Source organism: Brevundimonas sp. PWP3-1b1, from assembly GCF_049896065.1.
GTDB classification, from domain to species: Bacteria; Pseudomonadota; Alphaproteobacteria; order Caulobacterales; family Caulobacteraceae; genus Brevundimonas; species Brevundimonas intermedia_B.
Genome location: NZ_JAFCTO010000002.1, coordinates 547,967 through 568,614 on the forward strand (window position 1 = coordinate 547,967; position 20,648 = coordinate 568,614).

24 protein-coding genes are annotated in these 20,648 nt (G+C 66.8%); 13 read left to right on the plus strand and 11 right to left on the minus strand.

What is annotated here, in order from left to right; translation table 11 throughout:
• Window positions 1-92 precede the first annotated feature (92 nt).
• Complete coding sequence (locus ACP69V_RS14565; protein ID WP_426024495.1) at window positions 93-458, plus strand: hypothetical protein; 366 nt, start codon at window positions 93-95, stop codon at window positions 456-458.
• The gene (locus tag ACP69V_RS14570) at window positions 455-1,138 is read left to right on the plus strand and encodes a hypothetical protein (protein ID WP_426024496.1); all 684 of its coding nucleotides are present in this window, start codon (window positions 455-457) and stop codon (window positions 1,136-1,138) included. Before ACP69V_RS14565 ends, ACP69V_RS14570 begins: the two co-directional genes overlap by 4 nt.
• A gap of 49 nt (window positions 1,139-1,187) precedes the next feature.
• Here ACP69V_RS14570 and ACP69V_RS14575 read toward each other — a convergent pair whose 3' ends face one another.
• The 7 genes from ACP69V_RS14575 to ACP69V_RS14605 all read right to left on the minus strand — a co-directional run bounded on the left by ACP69V_RS14575 (window position 1,188) and on the right by ACP69V_RS14605 (window position 6,970).
• Window positions 1,188-2,564 carry a S41 family peptidase gene (locus tag ACP69V_RS14575; protein ID WP_426024497.1) on the minus strand — a complete coding sequence of 459 codons (1,377 nt, stop codon included), beginning with the start codon at window positions 2,562-2,564 and terminating at the stop codon, window positions 1,188-1,190.
• 139 nt (window positions 2,565-2,703) lie between these two features.
• Window positions 2,704-3,783: a murein hydrolase activator EnvC family protein gene (locus ACP69V_RS14580; protein WP_426024498.1), complete on the minus strand. Its 1,080-nt coding sequence runs from the start codon at window positions 3,781-3,783 to the stop codon at window positions 2,704-2,706.
• Between the two features lies 1 nt (window position 3,784).
• Complete coding sequence (gene rlmH / locus ACP69V_RS14585) at window positions 3,785-4,249, minus strand: 23S rRNA (pseudouridine(1915)-N(3))-methyltransferase RlmH (RefSeq protein ID WP_135194509.1); 465 nt, start codon at window positions 4,247-4,249, stop codon at window positions 3,785-3,787.
• Window positions 4,250-4,253: 4 nt separating this feature from the next.
• Complete coding sequence (gene rsfS / locus ACP69V_RS14590; RefSeq protein WP_135194508.1) at window positions 4,254-4,688, minus strand: ribosome silencing factor; 435 nt, start codon at window positions 4,686-4,688, stop codon at window positions 4,254-4,256.
• Window positions 4,689-4,832: 144 nt separating this feature from the next.
• Window positions 4,833-5,498, minus strand: a complete 666-nt coding sequence (locus ACP69V_RS14595; protein WP_426024499.1) for a nicotinate-nucleotide adenylyltransferase — start codon at window positions 5,496-5,498, stop codon at window positions 4,833-4,835.
• Window positions 5,499-5,576: 78 nt separating this feature from the next.
• Entirely contained in the window at window positions 5,577-6,464 is an 888-nt protein-coding gene (locus tag ACP69V_RS14600) for an alpha/beta fold hydrolase (RefSeq protein ID WP_426024500.1), read from the minus strand.
• A 17-nt stretch (window positions 6,465-6,481) separates the two neighbouring features.
• Entirely contained in the window at window positions 6,482-6,970 is a 489-nt protein-coding gene (locus ACP69V_RS14605) for a Fur family transcriptional regulator (protein ID WP_135194507.1), read from the minus strand.
• Window positions 6,971-7,087: 117 nt separating this feature from the next.
• Here ACP69V_RS14605 and ACP69V_RS14610 point away from each other — a divergent pair, with 117 nt between their 5' ends.
• The gene (locus tag ACP69V_RS14610; protein WP_426024501.1) at window positions 7,088-7,870 is read left to right on the plus strand and encodes a SapC family protein; all 783 of its coding nucleotides are present in this window, start codon (window positions 7,088-7,090) and stop codon (window positions 7,868-7,870) included.
• 60 nt (window positions 7,871-7,930) lie between these two features.
• Here ACP69V_RS14610 and ACP69V_RS14615 read toward each other — a convergent pair whose 3' ends face one another.
• The 3 genes from ACP69V_RS14615 to ACP69V_RS14625 all read right to left on the minus strand — a co-directional run bounded on the left by ACP69V_RS14615 (window position 7,931) and on the right by ACP69V_RS14625 (window position 10,493).
• A complete protein-coding gene (locus ACP69V_RS14615; protein ID WP_135194505.1) occupies window positions 7,931-8,338 on the minus strand; it encodes an acyl dehydratase in 408 nt (135 codons plus the stop codon).
• 23 nt (window positions 8,339-8,361) lie between these two features.
• Window positions 8,362-9,393 carry an NADP-dependent oxidoreductase gene (locus tag ACP69V_RS14620; protein WP_426024502.1) on the minus strand — a complete coding sequence of 344 codons (1,032 nt, stop codon included), beginning with the start codon at window positions 9,391-9,393 and terminating at the stop codon, window positions 8,362-8,364.
• 305 nt (window positions 9,394-9,698) lie between these two features.
• On the minus strand, window positions 9,699-10,493 hold the full coding sequence (locus ACP69V_RS14625) for a response regulator (RefSeq protein ID WP_135194503.1): 795 nt from the start codon (window positions 10,491-10,493) through the stop codon (window positions 9,699-9,701).
• Window positions 10,494-10,691: 198 nt separating this feature from the next.
• Here ACP69V_RS14625 and ACP69V_RS14630 point away from each other — a divergent pair, with 198 nt between their 5' ends.
• From ACP69V_RS14630 to obgE, 6 genes are all read left to right on the plus strand, one after another.
• Window positions 10,692-10,895, plus strand: coding sequence for a NepR family anti-sigma factor (locus tag ACP69V_RS14630; protein WP_135194502.1), 204 nt, complete (start codon window positions 10,692-10,694; stop codon window positions 10,893-10,895).
• Complete coding sequence (locus tag ACP69V_RS14635) at window positions 10,892-11,503, plus strand: sigma-70 family RNA polymerase sigma factor (protein ID WP_135194501.1); 612 nt, start codon at window positions 10,892-10,894, stop codon at window positions 11,501-11,503. Before ACP69V_RS14630 ends, ACP69V_RS14635 begins: the two co-directional genes overlap by 4 nt.
• 102 nt (window positions 11,504-11,605) lie before the next feature.
• Complete coding sequence (locus ACP69V_RS14640; RefSeq protein WP_426024503.1) at window positions 11,606-13,306, plus strand: sensor histidine kinase; 1,701 nt, start codon at window positions 11,606-11,608, stop codon at window positions 13,304-13,306.
• A gap of 50 nt (window positions 13,307-13,356) precedes the next feature.
• Window positions 13,357-13,494, plus strand: coding sequence for an entericidin A/B family lipoprotein (locus ACP69V_RS14645; RefSeq protein WP_184279633.1), 138 nt, complete (start codon window positions 13,357-13,359; stop codon window positions 13,492-13,494).
• Between the two features lie 94 nt (window positions 13,495-13,588).
• On the plus strand, window positions 13,589-15,043 hold the full coding sequence (locus ACP69V_RS14650; protein WP_426024504.1) for an NAD-dependent succinate-semialdehyde dehydrogenase: 1,455 nt from the start codon (window positions 13,589-13,591) through the stop codon (window positions 15,041-15,043).
• A 52-nt stretch (window positions 15,044-15,095) separates the two neighbouring features.
• Complete coding sequence (gene obgE, locus ACP69V_RS14655) at window positions 15,096-16,142, plus strand: GTPase ObgE (RefSeq protein ID WP_426024505.1); 1,047 nt, start codon at window positions 15,096-15,098, stop codon at window positions 16,140-16,142.
• Here obgE and ACP69V_RS14660 read toward each other — a convergent pair whose 3' ends face one another.
• Window positions 16,143-17,309, minus strand: coding sequence for an AI-2E family transporter (locus ACP69V_RS14660; RefSeq protein ID WP_426024506.1), 1,167 nt, complete (start codon window positions 17,307-17,309; stop codon window positions 16,143-16,145).
• Between the two features lie 60 nt (window positions 17,310-17,369).
• Here ACP69V_RS14660 and ACP69V_RS14665 point away from each other — a divergent pair, with 60 nt between their 5' ends.
• The 4 genes from ACP69V_RS14665 (at window position 17,370) to ACP69V_RS14680 (ending at window position 20,639) form a co-directional block, all read left to right on the plus strand.
• Complete coding sequence (locus tag ACP69V_RS14665; protein ID WP_426024507.1) at window positions 17,370-18,938, plus strand: helicase HerA-like domain-containing protein; 1,569 nt, start codon at window positions 17,370-17,372, stop codon at window positions 18,936-18,938.
• 50 nt (window positions 18,939-18,988) lie between these two features.
• On the plus strand, window positions 18,989-19,549 hold the full coding sequence (locus ACP69V_RS14670; RefSeq protein ID WP_426024508.1) for a NifU family protein: 561 nt from the start codon (window positions 18,989-18,991) through the stop codon (window positions 19,547-19,549).
• A gap of 55 nt (window positions 19,550-19,604) precedes the next feature.
• Complete coding sequence (locus ACP69V_RS14675) at window positions 19,605-20,186, plus strand: helix-turn-helix domain-containing protein (RefSeq protein WP_426024509.1); 582 nt, start codon at window positions 19,605-19,607, stop codon at window positions 20,184-20,186.
• Window positions 20,187-20,309: 123 nt separating this feature from the next.
• Window positions 20,310-20,639, plus strand: coding sequence for a helix-turn-helix domain-containing protein (locus ACP69V_RS14680; protein WP_426024510.1), 330 nt, complete (start codon window positions 20,310-20,312; stop codon window positions 20,637-20,639).
• Window positions 20,640-20,648 lie beyond the last annotated feature (9 nt).

The following is a 20,648-nucleotide window of genomic DNA, read 5'->3' on the forward strand; positions in this document are numbered from 1 at the left end:
GGGGCCGCGCTGGCCTGCAGGCTTGGTCGCAGAGGCTTTGCGTCGCTCTAGGGATTGCATCGCTCGCCGCCTGTACAACGACCGAGAACGCCATGGCGGACCTGTTCATCAGCGAGACGCAACTTCCAGTCGAGGTCCGAAGCCATGAGACCCTCTCGACCGAGGAGTTGATGGTCTTTGGCGACCCTGGTGTAAAAGAGTTCGAGATCGCAAGGCGCTTTGAGGCAGGGAGAGCAGGCTTTCCGAAGTCGGACGCCTGCGCATTGACCTTCTTTGAGGTGTCTGGACGGACACGCACCGTCATCCGAGAAGATCGTCTAGCTGGGGGTGCGGGGCAGCCCATCACCTATCTCGGCTTTCCCCAAGCGCGCGCAGCGGCTCGCCGACTTAAGGGGCAAGGGGTCGTTCCAGCAATCTTGGAAACGGCCTGTTTGTCTCAGGTGGATCGATCTGCATGACGATTGCGACATCACTTTTGGCAATCGCGATGCTTAGCGGTAGCGTACCGCCCGCCTCGATTGAGGAGGGGTGGAAAAGCTGCGAACGCGACGGTCGGACGCAACAGTTTGCCCCAGTAGATCATGTCACACGATTGCTCGTGATGGAGAGTGATGGGCAAGCCGTCGGTACGCCTGCGGCCAGAGGTCTTCTGCCTATCAAAATCACGCACGAGCATGTCGCTTACATGCAGGCTCTAAACCTAGACAGTATCGATATCCTCTTGGATGGAAAGCCCTCTTTCACGCCCGGATTCGGCGTGGCGGAGGGTGGCAGATATCGGCTGACTCAAGAGAATCTCCACCATCCGAGGTGCGCCCCCTATCTTGATGCGATCGCTAAGCTTCGCGAGGTGGGATTCGATGATACGGAGAAAATTGACTTGGTCCCGGCCGACCAATGTCTGGTTCTGACGAAGGTCGATCAAGATTTCTCAGTGTATTCTCATTTCGTCGTAAGTTTTACTGACGACGCTGCAACGACAGCGGGCTTCTTTCTACGGAGAACGCAGTTGCGGACGAGCCAAGGCGATGTCGCCGTCCAAGCATCGCTCTACGTGTTTGAGCCACCGCGGGCACCGACGTGTCCAGAGAACCTCAACGCGCCCAACCTCGCCAAATTTCTCTCGGATGTGGACTGACCCCTGTTCCGACTGACACGGGGGCGGGGTCGCGCCGCCCCTTCCCGTCCTATTCTTCCTTCGGCTCGTCCGCCGCCGGCTCGGCGTCGGGCTTGGGCGTCGAACCCGGCTCGGTGACGACGACGCCTTCGGGCGCAGCCGACAGTTTCGTCAGGTCGCCGCCGGCGCGCAGCACGTCCAGCGCCCGTTCCAGCTGATAGTCCTTTTCCTTGTCGAAGCTTTCGCCGGGGGCTTCACGCGGCGTGTGCGGTCCCTTGCGCTCGGCGCCGATGGAGGCGTCCAGCGCCGTGGCGTAGGCGGCTTCGGAATAGATGAAGCTGGAGCGCGAGACGATGCGGGCCTCGGCTTCCGAACGGGCCACCTCCAGGTCCGGCTCGATGCCGATCTTCTGGATCGAGGCGCCCGACGGGGTGTAGTAGCGCGCGGTCGTGATCGACAGGGCGCCGTCCTGGCCCTGACGCAGCGGGATCACCGTCTGGACGGACCCCTTGCCGAAGCTGGTCAGGCCGACGACGGTCGCGCGCTGGTGATCCTTCAGGGCGCCGGCGACGATCTCGGACGCGGAGGCCGAGCCATAGTTGACCAGCACCACCAGCGGCAGGCCGCCTGTTATGTCGCCGGGCTTGGCCGAATAGCGCTGGATCTGCTCGGGCGTGCGGCCGCGCTGGCTGACGATCTCGCCGCGCTCCATGAAGGCGTCGGACACGTCGATGGCGGCGTTCAGCAAACCACCGCCATTGTTGCGCAGGTCCAGGACATAGCCCTTCACGGCTGGCTTCTCGGCCTTGATCTTGGCGATGGCCTCGTTCAGCTCGCGGCCGGTGTTTTCGTTGAAGGTCGAGACGCGCAGATAGCCGAAGTCGCCCTCGACCCGGCCGGTGACCGACTGGACCTTGATGACCTCGCGGGTCAGGACGACCTCCAGCGGGTCCTCGCCGTCGCGCAGGAAGGTGACCTTGACGCTGGTGCCGACCTCGCCGCGCAGCTTTTCCGACACCTGGCTGACCGTCAGGCCGGCCGCGTTCTGGCCCTCGATCGACGAGATGACGTCGCCCGCCTGGACGCCGGCCTTGGCGGCGGGGCTGTCGTCCATCGGCGAGATGACCTTCACCATGCCGCCGTCGGCGCTGATGGTCAGGCCGACGCCCGAATACTGGCCCTCGGTGCGCTCGCGCAGCTCGTCGTAGTTGGAGGGCGGCAGATAGTTGGAGTGCGGGTCCAGCGCCGTCATCATGCCGGCCAGCGCGGCCTCGATCAGCTTCTTGTTGTCGACCGGCACGACATAGGCCTGCTCGACGATGCCCACGACGTCGCCGAACAGCTCCAGCATGCGGAAGGTTTCGTTGCGGGGGGTCTGGCTGCTGACAGCAGCGGCGGATCCGCCGAGCACCAGAGCGGCGCAGCCGACGAGGAGCAGTTTACGCATTCGGTCTCTTTCGGTCGGGCCGATCATTCAAGGCGCCCGTGGGAAGGGTAAGGCGGTGCAGACACGACCAAATCGTGGCGACGCAGCGTTCCGCCGATAAAATCAGCGTCAGACGAGAATGCAAAGGACTATTGCAGGTTCACTGCAACCACGGCCCCGGATCGATGGGCCGTTCGTCGCGACGCAGCTCGAAATAGATGTCGCCGTCCGGGCCGCTGCGGCCCAGGGTCTGGCCGTCCGACACGCGGGCGTCCGATCCCACATCCACGCTGTCCAAGCCGGCGATGACCGCGCGCCAGCCGGGGCCGAGGTCCAGCACCACCACATTGCCCCATCCCGTCAGAGGCCCGGCATAGGCGACCTTGGCTTCGGCGGGGGCCGTCACGGCCGCCCGGTCGGCGCGCCAGCGCCAGCCGGAGGTTCCCGCGCCCCAGGTCTGGCTGGGCGCGCCGCGGATAGGCGAGCTGAGGCGGGCGCGGCCGGCGGGCAGGCGGGCCGTAGGGGTTTCCGCCGCCTGGGTCGCGGGCACAGCCCCGCCCAGTTCGCGGATGCGGCGTTCCAGCACGGCGGAGGCGCGTTCGGCGGCGCGGGCCTCGGCGTTCAAGACGGCGGTCAGGGCGGTCTTGCGCGACGTCAGACCCTCGATCTCGCCCCGCCGGTCGCCCTGTTCGCTCTCGGTCGTCAGCAGCCGTTCGGAGGACAGGACGGCGAGGCGGCGGATGCGCATGATCTCGGCCTGACGCGCGCCCAGGGCCTTGGCGCGGTTTTCCAGGTCCGGCGTCATCGCCTTGAGCAGGATGGAGGCGCGCACCGTGTCGATGGCCTTGTCGGCCGGCACCAGCAGGGGCGGCGGCGGGCGGCGGCTCATCATCTGCAACGCGCTGAGCAGACGGCCCTGGGCGCCGCGTTCGCGGGCCAGGTCGGTGACCAGTTCGGCCTCACGTTCGGTCAGTTGCTGCAGGCGGGCGCGCTGATCGTCGATCTGGCGGTCGTCAGTCTGCTCATCCGCGCGCAGGGAGGCCAGGCGGCGCTCCAGCTGGGCCAGTTCGGACTTGGCGGCGTCGGCGTCGGCGCGCAGGCGGCGCGCCCGCACCGTCTCGTCGCGATATTCGGCCTGGATGCGCGACAGCTCGCTTTCGGGCGCCTGACGGCTCATCGCCGGAACGGCGCAGACGAAACCCGCTATCAGGGCGAAGGAAAGGGTGGCGGCGCGACGCATGTCAGTCGCGATGATAGGGCGATCCGGCCAGGATGGTCACGGCCCGATAGAGTTGTTCCGCCAGCATGGCGCGGGCCAGGGCGTGGGGCCAGGTCTGCGGACCGAAGGCCAGGGTCGAGGACGCGGCGGCGCGCACGCTCTCGTCCAACCCGTCCGCCCCGCCGATGGCGAAGACCAGGCGGCGTTCGCCCTGGTCGCGCAGCTTGGCGATGTGGTCGGCGAAGGCGCGCGAGGAATAGGTCCGGCCGCGTTCATCGCAGGCGATCAGGTGCGATCCTTCTGCGGCCGCGAGGATCAGCTCGGCCTCCGGCGCCTTGCCAGGCTTGCGGGCTTCAAGGTCGATCAGTTCGAGGGGACCGAGGCCAAGCGCGCGTCCCGACAGGGTGGCGCGCTTGGCGTAGTCGTCGGCGAGCGTCGCCTCAGGCCCCCGGCCCGGTCGGCCGATGGCGACGATGCTCAACTTCACGGTCTTAGTCGCGGACCATGCGGTGGGCGGAATCGACGGCCCAGATCTTCTCGATATTGTAGAAGGTGCGCACTTCCGGGCGGAACAGATGCACGATCACGTCGCCGGCGTCGATCAGGACCCAGTCGCAATGCGGCAGGCCCTCGACCTTGGCCTTGCCCAGACCGTTTTCCTTCAGCGTACGCAACAGGTGGTCGGCGATGGCGCCGACGTGACGGTGCGAACGCCCGGACGCCACGATCATGGTGTCGGCCATGGCGCTTTTGCCCTTGAGGTCGATCAGGACCATGTCCTGGGCCTTGTCCTCGTCGAGACGGCTCAGAATGGCTTCTTCGAGCGGCGTGGAGCCGACGGGACGAGGAGCGGAATCGTCGAAACCGCGCGGCGCGGCGTCGAAATCAGATTCATCTTCGGTATGGAGAGGTTCGATAGGGTCCATCTCGTGCGCCGTATTCGAAACGGCGGCGTCTTGCGTATCATACGCGGGCGAGGGGGTCAGCGGAGAGCTCCGGGAGCGATGACTAAAGAAGCCCTCTAGCACGGATGGGCCGCAACGTGAACCGGCGCCCGAATCATCGGGCGATCACGAGACCGCGCGTCGCCCCGTCGAGGTCCTGATCGCGGTCGAGGACAGGGGATTGAGCGGCGCCGTCAAATAGGTCCAGGCGGGCGCTTCAAGGGTCGGCAACAGGCCGGCCTGCTGGGCCGGAATGCGGAAACCGGCGAAACGGGCGGCGGCCGGCGCCGTGCGGCTGTCCAGCAGCGAACCGGGCCGGGCGATTACCGCCACGGGCATCAGCCGCATGATGTCGGTCCAGCCTCTCCAGCGATGGAAGCTGGCCAGATTGTCCGACCCCATCAGCCAGACGAAATGCACGCCGGGATGCCGCGCGACCAGCAGGCGCAGGGTGTCCACGGTCCAGGCGACGCCGGCGCGGGTCTCGAAGTCCGAGACGATCATCGAGGGACCGCGCGCGTGCCGGCGCGCCGAGGCCATACGCTCGTCCAGCGGCGCGCTGTGGCGCGCGTCCTTCAAGGGGTTCTGCGGCGAGACCAGCCAGACGACGCGATCCAGGTCCAGGCGACGCATGGCGGTCTCGGCGACATGGGCGTGGCCGTCATGGGCGGGGTTGAAGGAGCCGCCGAACAGGCCGACCTTCATGCCCGGCGCCAGGGTCAGGCCATCGCGCAGCGCCCCGGATCGGGGGCCGGCGCCTTTGGGCGCGGGACCGGCGTGGAAGAAGGACAAGCGGCGTCTCGGGCGGCGGGAGTTTTGCTCAGCGGCGCCCTTATAGCGCGGGTGTTTGTTCAGCCTACAGAAATCGTTTCAGACGGCGGCGTCGAACAGGGCGTCGCGGGCGATATCGGCGTGGGTCATGGGAAACAGGTGTCCGCCGCCGGACACGACCTCGACCGTGACGTTGGGCAGTCCCCGAGGCGCGATCGGCACATGGGTCAGGGCACCGTGCTCGGCCTTCAGGATGCGCACCGGCCCGGGGTAGCGCCGCATCGCCCGCCAGGGATCATTCGCCTGGGCCGAATAGTTGGCCGCCTCCCAAGCCGGCGTGGCGGTCAGGTTGAAGCCGCCCTCCCCCTCGCCATTTTGCTCAGTCAGGCCTTCCGACAAATAGTCGGCCAGAACCATGTCGGGCCAACCCTTGAAGGCGCCGCGCCCGCGATAGGCGGCCATGGCCTGCTCGCGACTGTCGAACAGGCTGCGGCGGCGAAGCGTCGTCTTGGCGATTGGGATCGCGCCCATCAGCCGGTGGGCGAAGGGCAGGTTGAAGGCGAAGACCGCCGACTTTTTCCAGATCACCGGATCGAACAACACCAGGCTGGACACGCGATCCGGCTTCACGGCGGCGGCCATCAGAGACGCCGTGCCGCCCATCGAATGGCCGGCCATCACCACCGGCGGGCCGTCGATGGCTTTCACCAGGGCCAGAAGATCGTCGCGATGATCCAGCCAACTGGTCTTGGGCCGGGTGAAGACCGGCAGGGCCGAGCGGCCATGACCGCGAAGATCCGGCGCCCAGATACGTAAGGAGGCCGACAGCGGCGACAGCAGGCTGCGATAGGTGGCGGCGTTGAAGCCGTTGGCGTGGGAGAAGATCAGATCGACCGGGCGTTTGGGATCGCCGAAATCCAGCACCGCCATCTCGCCGGCGCCCCAGCGGTTGTCGATGGGGACCGACAGGCGCCGAGGGGGAGACATCAGCGCCGCATCCATGATTACGCCGCCTCGCGGCACGCGGCGCAACGGCCGTGCGCCTCGATGGTCGTGCGGGCGATGGCGTAGCCGGCGGCGGCGGCGGCGGCGTTCATCGCGCTCTGATCCGGGCCGCTGACCTCGCGCGTCGCGCCGCAGCAGTCGCAGATCAAAAAGGCGGCGGCATGGGCGGCGTCGCCGTCGTCGGTGCACGCGACATAGGCGCTGATGGAGGCGATGCGGTGGGCCATGCCCAGCCGCTCCAGGAACTCCAGCGCGCGATAGACGGTCGGAGGCTTGGCGGCCTGACCATCTTCGCCAAAGCGAGCGATCAGGTCGTAGGCCTTCACCGGCTCGCCCGTTTCCAGCAACAGGGCCAGAACCCGGCGGCGCTGGGCGGTCATGCGCTCGCCCCGCTGAACCGCGCGCGCCTCGGCTGCCGCCAGAGCGCGATCCAGCGCGCCGCCGTTCAGGCCGGAATGGTCGTGATCGTGATCGCAGGCGGAACCCATGCGCCACAGCTAATGGCTGGCGACCGGTATCGCAACTGAAGCATCGCGGGTTTGCCGGGTGGGCAGGGTTGGGCTAGAAGGCCCGCCTCATATCTCCAATCAGAGCGCCCTCGCTTCATGACCGACACGAACAACTCGCCGCTCGAAGGCAACGTCCTCTTCTACGTCAACCCCGAGCCGCTCGATCAGAGCGTACACGGCGGCCTGGGCGTCAATCCGAGCGACAAGCCCTACGCCTTCGTGGCGCAGACCAATGTCGTGCCGCTGACGGTGACCGAGTTCTCGGCAGCCGCCCTGTCCTATCCGATCATCTTCACCGGCGAGAACCGCCAGCCCGTCGTGGTCATGGGTCTGCGTCAGGGCGAGAACCTGTTCGTCGCCGACGACGGCGAGTTCCGCGGCGATGCCTATGTGCCGGCCTATGTGCGCCGCTATCCGTTCGTCTTCGCCGACGACAAGCAGAACCAGCGCCTGATCCTGTGCATCGACCGCGGCGCCTCGATCGTCGCCGAGGGCGGCCAGAACCCGCTGTTCGTCGATGGCCAGCCCAGCGACTACACCAGTATGGCGATGGAGTTCTGCAACAACTTCGAGCAGGAGCGCCAACGCACCGACGGCTTCATGAAGCTGATCAACGATCTGGACCTGCTGGACATTCGCGAGGCTAATTTCACCCCCCGCAACGCCGACGGCACGCCGGGCCAACCGCAGAAGCTGGCTGAATATTACGCCGTTTCGGAAGACAAGCTGCGCGCCCTGCCCGCCGAAAAGCTGGTCGAGCTGCGCGACAACGGCGCCCTGGGCCAGATCTACGCCCACATGGTGTCGCTGGTCGGTTGGGACCGCCTGATCGCCCTGGCCTTCCTGCGCCAGGCTCAGGTTCCGACTTCGGTCAACTAAGCCCCGGCCTTTAAAGACCGACAGACGCCCCGCCGGTTCTCCGGCGGGGCGTTTTTCGTTTCAGCGACGCGAGAACAGGGCCCGCGTCAGACACGAGAAGACCAGCCTGCCGGACTCGTCCAGCAGGTCGTGCGAGGCGATGACGATGCCCTTTTCGTCACCGACCGGGTCCTTGCCCATCACCGTCATCCGCCCGCGCAGAAGTTCGCCGGCGGGCGGATTGCGCATATAGCGCAGGCCGTCGACGGCCAGGACCTTGGTCTGGGCCCAGCCGCCTGATTTGTCCGCCGCCAGACGGCTCCACAGCACATAGACCATGGCGTCCGGCGCGCCGTAGGCGACGTCCCACCCCGGCGAGAACCGCTCGATGAAGACGTCCAGCGCCGCCTGATCGACGGCGCAGGCGCCCAGCGGCACGACCTGACCCACTTCCAGGTCTTCGAAATGGACGTGCAGCGGATCGCTCATGGGTGGGACTTTCCGTATCGGCTTCAGGCGGGTTCTTCGGAAACGCGAACCAGCAGCTTGCCGTCGTGATCGCCGGTGAACAAGCGGTTCAGAGAATCCACGGCGCCGTCCAGGCCGTCGTCGACGTGAACCTTCCACTTGACCCGACCGTCCGCCAGCCACGGCCCCATCTCGGCGACCATCTCGCGGGCGCGCGGGGCATAGTCGAGGACGAGGAAACCCTGGACCTGAAGACGGTGGGTGATGATGCGCGCGAAGTTCGGCGACGGCGGCGCCTTGGTCGCATTATAGGAGGACACTAGGCCGCAGACCGCCATGCGGCCGTGAACCTTCAGCCGGTTGAACACGGCGATCATGATGTCGCCGCCGACGTTCTCGAAGTTCAGGTCGATGCCGTCCGGCGCCAGACGGTCCAGCGCCTCGCCGACATCCTCGTTCTTGTAATCGATGGCGGCGTCGAACCCGAGTTCGTCGGTCAGCCAGGCGCATTTCTCGGGCCCGCCGGCGATGCCGATGACGCGGCAGCCGCGCTGTTTGGCGATCTGACCGGCGATGGAGCCGACGGCGCCGGCCGCCGCCGAGATGACGATGGTCTCGCCTTCCTTGGCCTTCAGCACGTCGGTGACGCCGAAATAGGCGGTCAGGCCGGTCATGCCGAGCACCGACATATTGGCCGTCAGCGGCAGGCCCGGCGCGCGGTGAACGGGGCGCAAGCCACCTTCAGGCACCACGGCGTAGTCGGCCCAGCCGCCCGAGGTCGGCATGACCACATCGCCGGACTTGAAGCGGCTGGACCGCGACGCCTCGACCACGCCCAGTGTCAGGCCGCGCATGACCTCGCCCAAGCCCACCGGCGGCAGATAGCCTTCGGAATCGTTCATCCAGGTCCGGTTGGTCGGGTCCAGCGACAGATAGACGGTGCGGACCAGCACTTCGTTTTCCTTCAGGTCGGGGATCGCCGTCTCGACCAGTTCGAGGTCGCCCTGCTGGATCAGGCCCTTGGGCCGCTGACGCAGCACCCATTGACGGTTGGTCTTGCCACTTGCCGAAGCCATACGCGTCTCTCCGTGCGTTTTCTTTGACCACCACCTTGGCCCCAGCGGGCCCGGCGGTCGAGCCATGACAAAGAAAAAAGCGGCCCTTGCGGACCGCTTTGAAGTGGCATCATCGAGAATGAGGCGCGGAGGCGGCATGATCGGCTATCGCTGATCAAGTCGGGGGGCGTCGCCGCCTCCGCATGCCGGTAACGGCGAGGCGGAACACCGGTTCCCGATGGTGGCGACTTTTCTGTCGGCGCAAAAGAAAAGGCCCCGTCGCGGATGCGAACGGGGCCTTTCCGTCTGAAAGATGGGCTGCGGCCTTACGCCGCTTCCTTCTGGCGCGAAGGATGGAAGAACAGCGCCTGGCTGATCGCCGCCTTCACCGTTTCCGGCTGGAACGGTTTGGTGATCAGGAAGGTGGGCTCGGGCCGCTCGCCGGTCAGCAGGCGTTCCGGGAAGGCGGTGATGAAGATCACCGGAACGTCCATGGTCTTCAGGATGTCCTTCACCGCGTCGATGCCCGAAGAACCGTCGGCCAGCTGGATGTCGGCCAGGACCAGACCCGGCTTGTGACGGGCGACGGCGTCGATGGCTTCGTCATGCGTCGTGGCGGTGCCGGTGACGCGGTGACCCAGTTCCTTGACCAGGCTCTGGATGTCGGCCGAGATGATGGCCTCGTCCTCGATCACCAGCACGTCGGTCGCCAGTTCGGCGTCGATATCGGACTGGGCGTCGGCGATCAGGCGTTCGACGTCGCGCGGATCAGCCGACAGGATCTGGGCGGCTTCCGAAGGGGTGAAGCCTTCGAGCGCAGTCAGCAGGAAGGCCTGGCGCGAGCGCGGGGCGATACGCAGGAGACGCTGCGACGCATCGGTACCCGTCGTCTCAAGCGTGCCGGTTTCTAGCTGGGCGCCGGTCGACGACCAGATGGCGTGGAAGACGTGATAAAGGGCAACGCGCGGCGTCATATCGGCCGACAGCTGCTGCTCGCCGGCCGCCAGGGCTTCGAGCGCGACGCGGACGTAGTTGTCCCCGGTGGATTGGTCGCCGGTCAACGCACGGGCGTAACGGCGCACATAAGGCAGGTGCGGCGCAAGTCTGGCCAGAAGGCTCATTCAGATAGTCCCCGACAAATCTTCGCCGTCCCGGCAAGGGAAAGCGATACAGCGGGTCTGAACGTATCATACGCACCACGGTTCCGCAGTTTCGATGAAGCTTGAGCTTAAAATCGATGCGGCATAGGAACCCTCGCGGGGTGATGACGTTATCGGCGGGCATCTCCGCGATGAACGTTGGGTGGGCGTACTCTGTCTATGATTGATTCTACCGACTCCTCGCGCCCTAAGGGCGCCGATACGAAGGGGGAGGCGGGGCTTGAAGAAGCTCGGCTTCGCCAGCAGGCCATCGGCGTGAAGCTGCGGCATATGTTCGACGAAGTCGTCAACGAACCCGTTCCCGACGAGTTTCTGGACATCCTGAAACGCGCCGATGCGAAGGCTGCGGATGGCGCCGCATGAGTACGTCTCGCCTGGGGGCCGCCCCCAAGCCTGCGTCGGCTGACGACGAAGGCTTCAAACGCGAACTGGTGGTGCTGATACCGCATCTGCGCGCCTTCGCCCGCACCCTGACCGGTGATCCGACCGCCGCCGACGACCTGGCGCAGGACGCCATGATGAAGGCGTGGGACGCGCGCGCCTCCTATCAGATGGGCACGAACATGAAGGCCTGGACCTTCATGATCCTGCGCAACCAATTCTATTCCGAGAAGCGGCGCTCGTGGCGTCAGTCGCAGCTGGACCAGGAAGCCGCCGAGCGGACCCTGGTCGCCGTGGACGATCCCGAGGCGCCCGTCGCCCTGGACGAGCTGCGTCAGGCGCTGAAGACCCTGCCCGAAGAACAGCGCGAAGCGCTGATCCTGGTTGGCGCCGGCGGCTTTGCCTATGAAGAAGCGGCCGAGATCTGCGGCTGCGCGGTCGGCACGGTGAAAAGCCGCGTCAGCCGGGCGCGCCGAGCGCTTGCGGCCACGTTGGAAAAAGGCGGCTATGGCCGCGACGGCAAGGCGGCGGGCGACGCCATGCGCTCGATCCTGGGCGAGGCCGACAGGCTGGCCGGCGCCCGGAGCTGACCTGCGGTGAATGAGACGACCAGAGACGCCTCAAGGCCGCGCCTCGGTCGTACGTGGAATACTGACCGGTTTCAGGGCATTCGCTTTCGACTGGGCGCGGCCATGGCCATGGCCCTGCTGCCGATCTTCGTCCTCAGCCTGATACAGACCCAGGCGAACTTCGGCCGACAGGCAGAAGACCGTCAGGTCGATCTGCAACTGGCGGCCGAACGCAGCGCCTCAAGCGCCAAGGCACAGCTGGACAGCGCCCAGGTCCTGCTGCGCGCGCTCAGCCCCGATGCGCTGGGCCCCTATTGCGCGCCGCGCCTCACCGCCCTCGTTGGACGGCTGGAAGGCTATGAAGGCCTCTATCGCATCAGCCCCACGGGCGAAGCCGTCTGCGCTTCCGGTCGCACGGACGGTCTGCGTTCCGGGGTCGCGCCTGCCGCACAAGCCACATGGTTCCAGCGTCTGCGCAATGGCGAGGAACTGGTCGTCGTGCGTGCGCCGGACAGCGCGGGCTACCAAGGCGCGCTAATCGTGGCGACCCGCGCCGAACGGCCGATGGGCCGGTTCGACGGGGCCATGGTCGCCGTCATTCCCCTGTCTGAGCTGCAACCCGACATCACGGACCCCGCCCTGCCCTCGGGCTCGCAAGCCGCGTTAACGGACGGCGCCGGCCGCATCCTGACCGCCAGCGACGCCGACGCCTTCCGCCTGTCTGACGGAGACGATATCGCTGGATGGGTCGCGCGGGCTCGTGATCAAGGTTCGGCCGTGTTCGAGGCCAAGGACGCGCAGAACCATCGCCGCGACTATGCCGGCGCGGCGCTGGCGGGCGGAGACCTCTATGCCCTGCTGTCGGCGCCGGCGCCCGGCCTGTTGTCTTGGGCGCGGCTCAATCCCATCGGCACGCTGCTGCTGCCGCTAGGCGCCTGGTTAACGGCCTTTGCGGCGGTGATGCTGCTGTCCGAACGCATCTTCATTCGTTGGCTGGACTATCTTGAGCGGGTCGCGGCCATCTATGCGCGGGGGCGGTTCTCGGTGCGGCCGTTGCAGGCGATGAACGCCCCGGCCGAAATCCGCACCATGGCGCGCACGCTGGACGAGATGGCCGAGGCCATAACCGTCCGAGATCGAGAGCTGACCGACGCCCTGGCGGAAAAGGACGCGCTGATGCGCGAAATCCACCACCGGGTGAAGAACAACCTGCAAATCATCTCTTCCCTGTTGTCGATGCAGCAGCGCGCCCTGACAGACGCCCCGGCCAAGGCGGCGCTGGGCGATACGCGTCAGCGCATCTCGGCGTTGGCCCTGATCTATCGCACCCTCTACCAGAGCAACGACATCCGCCACGCCGATGCGCGCGAGTTCCTGAACGAGCTGGTGGGCCAACTGGTCGCGAGCGAGGCGGGACGCGGGCCTGTCGTCATCAGTTCGGTGGACGCGGATTCCCTGCACGTCGATCCCGACAAGCTGGCGCCTCTTGCGCTGTGGCTGGTCGAGGCGGTGACGAACGCCCAGAAGCACGCCTTCGCCGGCAGAGGCGGCGAGCTGAAGGTCCGCTTCCGCGTCCAGGGCGAGAAATCGGTGCTGGAAGTCGAGGATGACGGACCGGGCGCGCAGGCCGGCGCCGAAGTCGGGGTTGGCCGCACCCTGATGAGCGCCTTCGCCAAACAGCTTCGCGGCGAGACCGAGTTCGATACGCCCCCCGGCGGCGGCACCATCGCCCGCATGACCTTCGCCACGCCGGAGGCCCTGGCGCCGGTCGATCCGGCGGACAAGGCGCCCATCAACGGAACCGGAGCCGTGACGTCGCGTTGATGTGGCAAGACCGGCGGAGTTTCACCCCGGCTAACCTCGGAGCTTTCCTCATGCGCAAGATTTTCGTTCTGGTCGCCGCCGCCGCCGCCCTGACCACCGCCGCCTGCAACACCGTTGAAGGCGTTGGCCGTGACACCCAAGCCGCCGGCTCGGCCGTGACCGGCGCCGCCCAAGACGCCAAGAACTAATATCGACGACCGCAGCCTCGGCTGCATCGTTGGACTTGCAAGGCCCCGCATCGTCGGGGCCTTGTTCGTTTCAGGATTGCGATAGGAGCTTCCCGTGAACCAGACCGCCCGCGACGCCGGCCTTGCGCTGCTACGCCAGCACGCCCTGATCGCCGGAGAGCCCATTCCTGCGAACGGCGCCGGGATCGCCGTCGACGATCCGGCGACGGGCGAGATCATCGGCCATGTCCCCGACCTGGGGGCCGCCGAGACAGAGCAGGCGATCGCGGCGGCGGCCGAGACGTTTAAGACCTGGTCCCGCAGCGACCCTCATGAGCGCGCCGCCGTCCTGCGCAAATGGGCCACGCTGATCGACGACAACGTCGAGGGGCTGGGCGCGCTGATGGCGCTGGAGAACGGCAAGCCGTTCGAGGAGGCCAAGGGCGAGGTGACCTACGCCAACGGCTTCCTGAAATGGTTCGCGGGTGAGGCCGAGCGACTGATCGGCGAAACTCAGGACAGTCCGCTGGGCCATCTGATCCTGACCTATCGCGAGGCGGTCGGGCCGTGCGCCCTGATCACGCCGTGGAACTTTCCCGCCGCCATGCTGACGCGGAAACTGGGCCCCGCCTTCGCCGCCGGCTGCACCGCCGTGGTGAAACCGGCCAGCCAGACCCCCTTCACCGCCATCGCCCTGGCCGAACTGGCCTATGAGGCGGGCCTGCCCAAGGGCGCCCTGTCCATCGTGACTGGCGACGCCGCGACCATCGGCAAGGTGCTGACCGACAGTCCCGAAATCCGCAAACTGTCCTTCACCGGTTCGACCGGCGTGGGCCGCAAACTGGCGGAACAGTGCGCCCCAACGTTGAAGCGGGTGTCGATGGAGCTGGGCGGCGCCGCCCCGTTGATCGTCTTCGCCGACGCAGATTTGGATCTGGCCGTGGCCGAGACCATCAAGGGCAAGTTCAGGAACTCGGGCCAGACCTGCGTCTGTCCCAACCGTGTCTATGTCGAACGTTCGGTCTCAGAGACCTTTGCCGAAAAGCTCGCGGCGGAAGTGGCCAAGATCAAGGTCGGCCCCGCCTTTGAAGACGGCGTCAAGGTCGGCCCCCTGATCGAGGACAAGGCCATCGACAAGGTCGAGAAGCACGTCGCGGCGGTCAAGGCCGACGGCGGCCGCGTCCTGACCGGCGGCGCGCGCCATGAACTGGGCGGCCGCTTCTTCCAGCCGACCGTGACCTTGGGCGGCGACGACGAACTGTTCCGCGAGGAGGAAACCTTCGGCCCGATGATCCCAGTCTTCGCCTTCGATACCGAGGACGAGGTGCTGAGTAAGGCTAACGCCAGCGATTACGGCCTGGCCTCCTATCTGTTCACCCGCGACCTGGACCGCGCCATGCGCTTTTCCCGTCGGATCGAGGCGGGAATGTGCGGGGTCAACACCGGCCTGATCTCCACCGCCGTCGCCCCCTTCGGCGGAGTGAAACAGTCGGGCTACGGCCGCGAGGGTTCGATCCACGGCATCGACGAATATGTGGACATCAAGACGGTGACGCTGGCGCTGAGATAACGCCAGGCGCGCAGGTCTGTAATTCGCCGCGCTTCTGCGGCATAAGCCCGCGATGAAGTTCCTCGACCAGGCCAAGATCTATATCCGCTCCGGCAACGGCGGCGGCGGTTCCGTGTCGTTTCGACGCGAGAAATTCATTCCCAACGGCGGCCCCGACGGCGGCGACGGCGGGCGTGGCGGCGACGTCTGGATCGAGTCGGTCGATGGGCTGAACACCCTGATCGACTATCGCTACCAGCAGCATTTCAAGGCCCAGACCGGCCACCACGGCCAAGGCCGCCAGATGCACGGCGGCAAGGGCGAGGACGTGCATTTGAAGGTGCCGGTCGGCACCCAGGTGCTGGACGAGGACAAGGAAACCGTCCTGCTGGACATGGACACGCCCGGCAAGATGGAACTGCTGCTGAAGGGCGGCAACGGCGGCTGGGGCAATGTGCGCTTCAAGGGGCCGACCAACCAGGCGCCGACCTACGCCAATCCCGGCCAGGAGGGCCAGGAACGCTGGATCTGGCTGCGGCTGAAACTGATCGCCGACATTGGTCTGGCGGGGCTGCCGAACGCGGGCAAATCGACATTCCTGTCGGCCGCCAGCGCGGCCAAGCCCAAGATCGCCGACTATCCGTTCACCACCCTGGCGCCGAACCTGGGCATGGTGGACCTGTCGCCGTCCGAGCGGTTCGTCATCGCCGACATCCCCGGCCTGATCGAGGGCGCCAGCGAGGGCGCCGGCCTGGGCACGCGCTTCCTGGGCCACGTCGAACGCTCGGCCAGCCTGATCCACCTGATCGATGGCACCCAGGACGACGTGGTCGAGGCCTACCGGATCATCCGGGGCGAGCTGGAAGCTTACGGCGAAGGCCTGGCCGACAAGGCCGAGATCCTGGCGCTGAACAAGATCGACGCCCTGACGCCGGAAGCCCGCGAGGAAAAGGCCGCCGAACTGGAGGCCGTCGCCGGGCGGCGGCCCATGCTGGTGTCCGGCGTGTCGGGCGAAGGCGTGCCCGCCCTGTTGCGCGCCGCCTGGGCCGAGGTGAAGAAGACGCGCGGCGCCCTGGCCGGCGACAGCGACGCGGACCAGATCAGCGGCTGGCAGCCCTGATCAGGCCTCCGGTGCTGGTTCCGACTTGGGCCGGGCCCTTTTCGGCGCATCGGTCTTCTTGGTCTCGTCGGCATAGGGTTCGCCGTCGCCGGACAGCAGGATCGCCATCCAGCGTGAGCCCCTGAACTCGGCCAGGATGGCCATGGCCATGACCGCCAGCGGCGTGGACAGGAACATGCCGACCACGCCCCACATCTTGCCGCAGAACGCCAGGGCCAGCAGCACCACCACCGGATCGATGTTCTGGTTGTCGCCCTGCATGCGAGGCTGGATCAGATTGCCGACGATGAACAGGATGGCTTGCAGCCCGATCAGCAGGATCAAGGCCGGCCAGTAGCTGGGAAACTGCACCAGGGCGAACAGCGGCGGCGCGAGGCCCGCAACGGCCCCGCCCAGCACGGGGATGAAGCCGACGATGAAGATGACGAAGGTCCAGAACTCGGCGTTCTGAAGCCCGACCGCGCGCATCAGAATCCAGGCCACGACGCAGATCATCGCCCCCGTCACCGACTGCACCCAGATATAGCCCTCGACCCCGCCGCGCACGCGCTGGAACACCGCCACCGCCTCGTCGCGCTGGGCCTTCTGGGGGAACATGGCGACGATCTTCTTTCGAAAGCCGACCTGTGAGGCCAGCAGGAACCCGAGATAGACCAGGACGAAGAAGGCGCCCGACGCCACCCCCTGCACCTGGAAGGCCATGGAGGTCAGATAGCCGCGCACATCGACGCCGTTGATCAGGTCCTGGGCCGTCGGCGGATTGTCGAGCCGGACCAGCCCATAGACGTCGCGGATGATCTGATCGATGCGCGGGCCGATGTTCTGGGACACGCCCGAGGCCTCGCCGAAGAAGCCGGCGGCGCCGTTCACGATGATGGCGATGGAGGCGAAGAAGGCCAGGACCACCAGGGTCAGGGCGGCGATCCCGGCCCAACGGTGGTTCAGCGGCGTTCGCGCCTCGACCGAGCGTTTCACCCCGTCGATCATGATCAACAGGAAGATGGCCATGGCCAGCGGGGTCAGGATGTCTCGCAGCCAATAGACGGCGGCGCCGGCCGCCACCGTGGCGATGACGCCTAGGGCGTTGCGGGACACGGCCGAGGACGGCATGGCGACGGGGCTTTTCATGTCTGTGTTGTCGAACCGCCCGGCTTCGGCGTCAATCACTGTTCCGACCGCGTTTGGAACGCGCTAGACCTTGGCCCGAGACGCCCATCGGAGACCTTCATGACCGACGCCCTGCCCGGCCTGTTCCTCGGCCAGTCCGACGCCGACCAGCCGGAAAGCCTGCTCTTCAACCGCGCCAACCGCCACGGCGTGGTCGCCGGCGCGACCGGCACCGGCAAGACGGTCACGCTGCAGATCATGGCCCAGGGGTTCTCCGACGCCGGGGTGCCGGTCTTCTGCGCCGATGTGAAGGGCGACCTGTCGGGCATTTCCCAGGTCGGAACCCCGAACGAAAAACTGGTCGCGCGCGCGACCGAGATGGGCCTGACCCTGACGCCCCGCGCCGCCCCGACCGTCTTTTGGGACCTGTACGGCCAGAAGGGCCACCCGATCCGCACAACCGTGTCCGAGATCGGCCCCGTGCTGATGGCCCGGATGCTGAACCTGAATGACGTGCAGGAGGGCGTGCTGACCGTCGTCTTCCATGTGGCGGACAAGGAAGGCCTGCTGCTGCTGGATCTCGACGATCTGCGCAGCCTCTTGGTCTATGTCGGCGAGAACGCAGAGCGGATCGGGCGCGAGGTCGGCAATGTCGCCCCTGCCTCCATCGCCTCGATCCAGCGCGCCCTGTTGCAGGTCGAGCAACAGGGCGGGGCCGCCTTCTTCGGCGAACCGGCGCTGAAGCTGGAAGACATGATCCGCGTCGGTCTGGACGGCCGGGGCCAGGTCAATGTGCTGGATTCGACCCGGTTGATGAACAGTCCGCGCCTGTATGCGGCCTTCCTGCTGTGGCTGCTGTCGGAGCTGTTCGAGCAGCTTCCAGAGGTCGGCGACCCGGAAAAGCCGCGCCTGGTCTTCTTCTTTGACGAGGCTCACCTGCTGTTCAACGACGCCCCGCGCGCCCTGCTGGAAAAGGTCGAACAGGTCGTCCGCCTGATCCGGTCCAAGGGGGTCGGCGTCTATTTCGTCACCCAGAACCCAGCCGACATCCCCGACAGCGTCCTGGCCCAGCTGGGCAACCGCATCCAGCACGCGTTGCGCGCCTATACCCCGTCCGAACAGAAGGGGTTGAAGGCCGCTTCGCAGAGTTTCCGCGTCAACGCCGCCTTCGACACGGCCGAGGCCATTCAGGGTCTAGGCGTGGGCGAGGCCTTGGTCTCGGTGCTGGACGAGAAGGGCGCGCCGACCATCGTGGCCCGCACCAAGATTCGCCCGCCCGCCTCGCGCCTGGGTCCCGCGACCGACGCCGAACGCGCCGCCATCATGGCCGCCAGCCCGGTGCGCGGCCTGTACGACCAGGTGCTGAACCGCGAATCCGCCGCAGAAATCCTGGCCAACCGCCACAGCGCCGCCGATCAGGCCGAGGCGGAGGCCCAGGCTCAAGCGAAGGCCCAGGCCGACGCCGCCAAGGCTGCGGACATTCAGGCGAAGGCCGACGAGAAGGCTGAAAAGGAACGGGCCAGGGAGCAGGCCCGCGCCGCACCGCGTCCTGCGCCCGCCCCGCGCGCCCGCGCCTCCAACCGTCAGACCCCGATGGAGGCCCTGACCAAATCGGTCCTGCGCACCGCCGGATCGACCCTGACCCGCGAACTGATGCGCGGCATCCTGGGCGGGCTGAAACGGCGCTAGGTCCGGAGCAGGGTCTTGCAACAGGGCGGGGGCGAGCGCATCTCCCGCCCATGTTCATCCAGACCGAACCCACGCCCAATCCGAACGTGCTGAAGTTCCTGCCCGGCCGCGACGTGTCGCCGACCGCCGCGCTGGAATACCGCACCATCGACGAGGCGACGGCCTCACCCTTAGCCGAAGCCCTGTTCGAGCTGGAAGGCGTCGACGGCGTCTTCTTCGGCGCGGACTATGTGTCCGTCACCCGCCAGCCCCAGGGGCCGGACTGGTCGGAGATGAAGGCGCCCATCCTGGGCGTCGTCATGGATCATTTCGTCTCGGGTCAGCCGCTGACGCGGGGCGCGAGCGCCGAGGCCGACGGCCATGCCGAGGACGACAGCGAGATCGTCGCCGAGATCAAGGCCCTGCTGGACAGCCGCATCCGCCCGGCCGTGGCCCAGGACGGCGGCGACATCCTGTTCGATTCCTTCGACGAATCGACAGGGGTTCTGAACCTGCGCATGCGCGGCGCCTGCGCCGGCTGCCCGTCGTCGTCGGCCACGTTGAAAGCGGGCGTCGAGCAGATGATGCGCCACTATGTGCCGGAAGTGACGCGGGTCGAGCAGACACTCTGATCGCCCAGGCGAATTCGTTCTCGCCAGACACGCTGGCGGGCGCCATCCTAGGTTGGTGCCCCGGTTCATTCCTGATCCTGAAGTTCTCCGCCTCGGCGAAGCCCTCGCCGCCCTGCGTCGCGAGCACGGCCTGTCGCAGGCCGAAGCGGGCGCCCGGGTCAACATGACCAGCCAGGGTTGGGGCCTGTACGAATCCGGGCGTCGCCCCGGCCTGTTCCGGCCCGACGTGCAACGCCGCCTGACTGGCGCGCTCGACTCCAGTCCCGACGCCCTGGCGCTGCTGGTGTCCGGCAAGGCCGAACCGCCGACGACACCTGTTTCGACCGGCGTGGAAGGCCGGGGGCGCGCCTTCGACGACGGACCGGGTACCCTGAACCGTATTCAGGTCGACAACCGAGATCTGTCGCCCTGGGCGGAACCGGGCGTCCAGTTGGAATACGAGCCGAATCTGTGGCCCCGACAAGGCCAGGGCTGCGTGATCGAGATGTCGGACGGAACCACGCGAGTGCGGCTCTTCGAACGGGCTGATGAGCGTGAGATGCACGTGCGCGGGGCCGGTGGGCTGGACCGAACCGAGACCATAAACCGCCGTCTGGTCGTGCGAACCTCCGCAATCGTCGCCCGACTGGAGCGATGAAACGAAAACGTTGCCTTCTCGGTTAGGTTGTGAAACTGTCCGCTTATGGACAAGGCTGACGTTAAAACACGCAGGACGGCTCGCGCGGTCGAGCCTCTTGATGCTCTTGTCGGCGGGCGGATCATGGCGCGCCGCACGGCGCTCGGCCTGTCGCAGACGGCGCTCGGCGAAATGGTCGGCGTCAGCTGCCAGCAACTTCAGAAATACGAAGGCGGACGAAATCGGATTTCGGCGGCGCGTCTGCATCGCCTCGCCCTGGCCTTGGGACTTCCGGTCGAGGCCTTCTTTCCCGATCGACCCGAGGCGAGCGACAATCCCGAGCTTGTATTGATCCGGTCCCTGGCCACTACGCCTGAAGGTCGCGCCATGGCCGACGGCTTTTCCCGCATCGACGACCGCGCCGTGCGCCAGGCCCTGACGCGACTGGTGGAGGTTCTCGCCAGAGCGGCCTAGAAGGCCGTT

Bases quoted from the DNA above. Each gene is read 5' to 3' on its own strand.
- ACP69V_RS14565 (WP_426024495.1), top strand. From the start codon at position 93: ATGGCGGACCTGTTCATCAGCGAGACGCAACTTCCAGTCGAGGTCCGA.
- ACP69V_RS14570 (WP_426024496.1), top strand. From the start codon at position 455: ATGACGATTGCGACATCACTTTTGGCAATCGCGATGCTTAGCGGTAGC.
- ACP69V_RS14575 (WP_426024497.1), bottom strand. From the start codon at position 2,564: ATGCGTAAACTGCTCCTCGTCGGCTGCGCCGCTCTGGTGCTCGGCGGA.
- ACP69V_RS14580 (WP_426024498.1), bottom strand. From the start codon at position 3,783: ATGCGTCGCGCCGCCACCCTTTCCTTCGCCCTGATAGCGGGTTTCGTC.
- rsfS (WP_135194508.1), bottom strand. From the start codon at position 4,688: ATGGACCCTATCGAACCTCTCCATACCGAAGATGAATCTGATTTCGAC.
- ACP69V_RS14600 (WP_426024500.1), bottom strand. From the start codon at position 6,464: ATGTCTCCCCCTCGGCGCCTGTCGGTCCCCATCGACAACCGCTGGGGC.
- ACP69V_RS14605 (WP_135194507.1), bottom strand. From the start codon at position 6,970: ATGGGTTCCGCCTGCGATCACGATCACGACCATTCCGGCCTGAACGGC.
- ACP69V_RS14610 (WP_426024501.1), top strand. From the start codon at position 7,088: ATGACCGACACGAACAACTCGCCGCTCGAAGGCAACGTCCTCTTCTAC.
- ACP69V_RS14615 (WP_135194505.1), bottom strand. From the start codon at position 8,338: ATGAGCGATCCGCTGCACGTCCATTTCGAAGACCTGGAAGTGGGTCAG.
- ACP69V_RS14620 (WP_426024502.1), bottom strand. From the start codon at position 9,393: ATGGCTTCGGCAAGTGGCAAGACCAACCGTCAATGGGTGCTGCGTCAG.
- ACP69V_RS14625 (WP_135194503.1), bottom strand. From the start codon at position 10,493: ATGAGCCTTCTGGCCAGACTTGCGCCGCACCTGCCTTATGTGCGCCGT.
- ACP69V_RS14630 (WP_135194502.1), top strand. From the start codon at position 10,692: ATGATTGATTCTACCGACTCCTCGCGCCCTAAGGGCGCCGATACGAAG.
- ACP69V_RS14635 (WP_135194501.1), top strand. From the start codon at position 10,892: ATGAGTACGTCTCGCCTGGGGGCCGCCCCCAAGCCTGCGTCGGCTGAC.
- ACP69V_RS14640 (WP_426024503.1), top strand. From the start codon at position 11,606: ATGGCCATGGCCCTGCTGCCGATCTTCGTCCTCAGCCTGATACAGACC.
- ACP69V_RS14645 (WP_184279633.1), top strand. From the start codon at position 13,357: ATGCGCAAGATTTTCGTTCTGGTCGCCGCCGCCGCCGCCCTGACCACC.
- obgE (WP_426024505.1), top strand. From the start codon at position 15,096: ATGAAGTTCCTCGACCAGGCCAAGATCTATATCCGCTCCGGCAACGGC.
- ACP69V_RS14665 (WP_426024507.1), top strand. From the start codon at position 17,370: ATGACCGACGCCCTGCCCGGCCTGTTCCTCGGCCAGTCCGACGCCGAC.
- ACP69V_RS14670 (WP_426024508.1), top strand. From the start codon at position 18,989: ATGTTCATCCAGACCGAACCCACGCCCAATCCGAACGTGCTGAAGTTC.
- ACP69V_RS14680 (WP_426024510.1), top strand. From the start codon at position 20,310: ATGGCGCGCCGCACGGCGCTCGGCCTGTCGCAGACGGCGCTCGGCGAA.